The organism is Bradyrhizobium sp. 164, assembly GCF_023073715.1.
Taxonomy (GTDB): Bacteria; Pseudomonadota; Alphaproteobacteria; order Rhizobiales; family Xanthobacteraceae; genus Bradyrhizobium.
This window is the reverse complement of sequence record NZ_JADPKA010000037.1, coordinates 1-3,853: the sequence shown is the minus strand read 5'-3', so window position 1 is coordinate 3,853 and position 3,853 is coordinate 1. Positions and strand designations below refer to the sequence as shown.

Below are 3,853 nucleotides of genomic sequence, written 5' to 3'. Positions count from 1 at the left end.
CATTGGAACGGTCCTTCCTTTGTGGCGCCTCTCGAAGCGACCACGTTAGGCACTTTTGATGCCGGTTCGAAGGGCCGTTCCACACCATCACTTTTGATGCAGTTTGGAGGATCTCTGGCGCTTTGATCAGAGGAGAATCAGCGCCATGCAGCAGGCACTCCAGCGCTCCAATCTGGTGCCGAGTGGGTTGTTGTAGAGAGTGCGTACTTCGAAGGTGATGAGGCCGTTATTGCGGTTCGGGCGTCGGGAAGTGTTGGTCTGTGTCCATTGTGCGGAACGGTTTCCCGACGTGTCCATAGCCGGTATCGGCGACGCGTGACCGATCTGCCGCTCTCGGGGCGGATCGTCCAGCTTCAGGTAATCGCCCGCCGGTTCCGCTGCGATGCCGTCCTATGCGGGCGCCAAATCTTCACCGAGCGCTTCGCCGAAGGGGTACTGGCGCCATCGGCGCGACGGACGGCAAGGCTGGACTCCATCGTCCATCACCTCGGTCTGGCGCTTGGCGGTCGACCGGCAGCAGGCTTTGCAAAGCGGCTAATGCTGCCGGTGAGCAAAGATACGCTTCTTCGGGTAGTTCGGCGCCGTAGCCGTCCCCCAGCTGACACGCTCAGGGTTATTGGCATTGATGACTGGGCCTGGCGGCGCAATCACCGATACGCGAGCATCATCTGCAACCTGGAAAGGCGCCGGGTGGTCACTCTGCTGCCGGATCGTGAACCCGCGACCGCCCAAGCCTGGCTATCTGCTCATCCCACGATCGCGATTGTCGCCCGTGATCGTGGTGGAGGATATGGCGAAGCCACGGCAAAAGCATTGCCGCACGCGGTACAGGTCGCCGATCGTTGGCATCTAATGGAGAACGCCAGCCGGGCCTTCCTCGATGCCGTGCGCAAATCGATGCGCCAGATACGCATCGTCGTCGGTGCGACCACGATCGATCCTAAGCTGCTCACGGCCGCTGAGCGCCTCCAGTATGAGGGCTATCTGCGTCGTGAGGAGACCAACGCGGCTATCATGGCTCTCTCGAAGAACGGCATACCTATCAAGCAGATCGCACGTGAGACTGGCCATAGCAGGAAGCTGGTGCGACAGGTGGTCCGCGGCGAACGTCACGACGTCTTCCGAACCAGGCAAAGTTCGTTGGATCCGCACTTGCCATGGCTCGACGATCAATGGGCGTCCGGCTGCCGCAATGGAGCTGAACTTTGGCGCCGCTTAACAGCGCGTGGCTTTCGAGGCTCGCTCCGCGTCATCAGTGAGTGGGCGACCCGCAGGCGAAGAGCCGAAAAGACGGACGCGCAAACCCTTCAGCGGATCCCGTCGGCCAGGACGATCGCGCGTCTCATGACGATCGGGCGGGACTTGCTTACGAAAGCGGAGACCGTCACGGTCGCGGCGCTCGAATCTGGCGCACCAACGCTGGTCGAGGCGCGCGAGATCATCGCTGAATTCCACTTGATGGTCCGGCGCAAGGTTGATGCGGGACTTACCCCATGGATCGAGCGAGCCCGCGCCAGTCTCGTAGCTTCGTTCGCCAATGGCGGCGCCAAGGATGAGGCTGCAGTGCGGGCGGCGATCACTTCACCTTGGTCCAACGGGCAGACTGAGGGTCAGATCACGCGCCTCAAACTCGTTAGACGTCAAATGTGCGGTCGCGGGAAAATCGATCTGCTTCAAGCCCGACTAATTGGCGCAGAATAATCGGAGCTGCACCAAAATTGCGTCAGAGCCCTTATTCCATGCCGAAACACACACGATCTCAATCGAAGCGGAATATCAAGCTGCCGGTGTCTGGACCGGAGTTCGTGGAGAAGGCGTGGAACGAATCGAGCGCAATCGAGGCATGGCAAGCGTAGCTCCTTTGCTTGAGTTACCTGCAGGTCTCACCGCCTGGCTCGGCTATCAGGAAGTCTGGGACCAAGAGAGCGGGCGGGCGCCATTTGCCTTTCGGCAGGCGGGACTCACGATACATATCGGGGAAGTGGGAGATCCGGTAAAGCCGTAGTTGCTTCGGCTTGAATGGCCTGGGCTGCGCGATTGGGACCGCTCCGGGGTAAATTTCCAAAGTTCCGGGGCTGGGCATCCGCATTGGCAGATCGATCTGTTCGAGAGCTTGCATACAGCACGGGATCAACAGGAATTCGAACCTGAAACTGTCGAAGCGCTCGAAGATTTCGAGGCGATCGTCGATGCACCGTCCCTATCGAACCGCATCACGCAGCTAACATTCGAGCGAATGCATCTTGCGAGCGCGGCACCTTGGTGGTCCGATCGTCCCGCTGAGTTTCAATCTCATCACCTAAATGCACCCACTGACGAGGCAGCGCTCTCACGCTGGCTGAGCGCTGCTATCTCCTATATGCGCCAAGAATTGTCGCGCTGCGTCGGGCGGCGGTAGACGGCTCGTCACCCTCTCAACGTGCGCCATCCGCAAAGAGCAAGACGAAATACCGCCACCACTGTCTCGCTATTGTTCGTAGCTTTATTCAGATTGGTGGCGGAAATGGCGCGCCGTTCAGAGCAAAACCGCGAACTCATACACAATTGAAATTGCTTGTGATTTTTCTTGTCGTCAATCATTCGACGCCGGTCGGCCCGCTGTCGTAAGGGATTTCAGCACGCCTCACGATGGCGAGCGCCTTTTGCTCCGGGATCGTAGTATTGTCGTCGGAAGCCGTCGAAGCTTCGAAACCGAGGATTTCGCGCAGCACTTGATCGCGGCGCTCGAAGAGATGCACTCCAGATCAAGCTGATGATCGCGGCAGCGGTCGGACGGCACGACAAACGGAGGACATTATGGCGCGGCGTGACGACAAGGCACGGGCAACTCTCATCCGCGAGGCAGCGAGCAGCGTGCAGCCAAGCCGGAGCCCCCGGTTGTTTGCCGAGCTTCTGTTCGGCTACACCAATGTCGAGGATCTCGCCACTTACGATGCCTCGTCGCTGGCCTTCCTCGCGGAACAGGCCTGGGAGCACGTGCAGCAGCGCACGGCCGGCAGCGCCGATATCCGCGTCGTCAATCCGATGATGCCGGACGGGCGCGAGATTTCCGTGCTCGAAATTCTCAACGACGACATGCCCTTCTTGTTCGATTCCACGATGGCGGAGCTCGCCGAGCAGGGCATCGAAGTCACCCTTGTCGCTCATCCGATCATCGCCGTGGAGCGCGATGACCAGGGCAAGCTGCTGCGATTCTACGGCGAATCACTGCCGGAGGGCGCAAAGGGCACGCGCGAAAGCCTGATTCATCTCCACATCACTCGCCTGGACGCCGATGCGGATCGTCAGAAGCTGATCGACGGCCTCACCAGCACTTTGAATGACGTCCGCGCCTGCGTCACCGACTGGCGCGCCATGCGCGACCGCGTCGAGGAAGCGATCAAAACTTTCTCTTCCAATCCGCCGCCGTTGCCGATCGACGAGGTCGCCGAAGCAAACCAGTTCCTGCAATGGCTCTGTGCGGACAATTTCACCTTCCTCGGCGTGCGCGAATATCGCTTCTCGTCCGACAGCGATGCGTCCGACGACATTACAACCGGTGAAGGACTCGGCATCTTGCGCGATCCCGAGGTGAAGGTGCTGCGCCGCGGCACGGAAATGGTGGTGATGACGACGGAAATCCGCGAGTTCATGCGCGAGCCGACGCTGCTGATCGTCATCAAGGCCAATGTCTCCAGCCGCGTCCATCGCCGCATCCGGATGGATTATGTGGGCATCAAGCTCTATACGCCCGACGGCCGGCTCGAGGGCGAACTGCGCGTCGTCGGCCTGTTCACCTCGGGCGCCTACACCCGCTCGGCACGACAGATTCCTTATGTCCGCCACAAAGTTTCACAGGTGCTCCAGCGCGCCG

2 protein-coding genes and 2 pseudogenes are annotated in these 3,853 nt (G+C 60.2%); 3 read left to right on the top strand and 1 reads right to left on the bottom strand.

Annotated features, from left to right (window positions below):
- Window positions 1-145: 145 nt before the first annotated feature.
- A pseudogene (locus IVB01_RS14430) lies at window positions 146-1,701 on the top strand (ISL3 family transposase).
- Between the two features lie 304 nt (window positions 1,702-2,005).
- On the top strand, window positions 2,006-2,398 hold the full coding sequence (locus IVB01_RS14425) for a hypothetical protein (RefSeq protein ID WP_247494625.1): 393 nt from the start codon (window positions 2,006-2,008) through the stop codon (window positions 2,396-2,398).
- Between the two features lie 178 nt (window positions 2,399-2,576).
- On the opposite strand, the gene IVB01_RS14420 is transcribed toward IVB01_RS14425, so the two are convergent.
- Window positions 2,577-2,738: a hypothetical protein gene (locus tag IVB01_RS14420; RefSeq protein WP_247494624.1), complete on the bottom strand. Its 162-nt coding sequence runs from the start codon at window positions 2,736-2,738 to the stop codon at window positions 2,577-2,579.
- A gap of 58 nt (window positions 2,739-2,796) precedes the next feature.
- Here IVB01_RS14420 and IVB01_RS14415 point away from each other — a divergent pair.
- Window positions 2,797-3,853, top strand: a pseudogene (locus IVB01_RS14415) (NAD-glutamate dehydrogenase domain-containing protein); the annotation flags it as partial.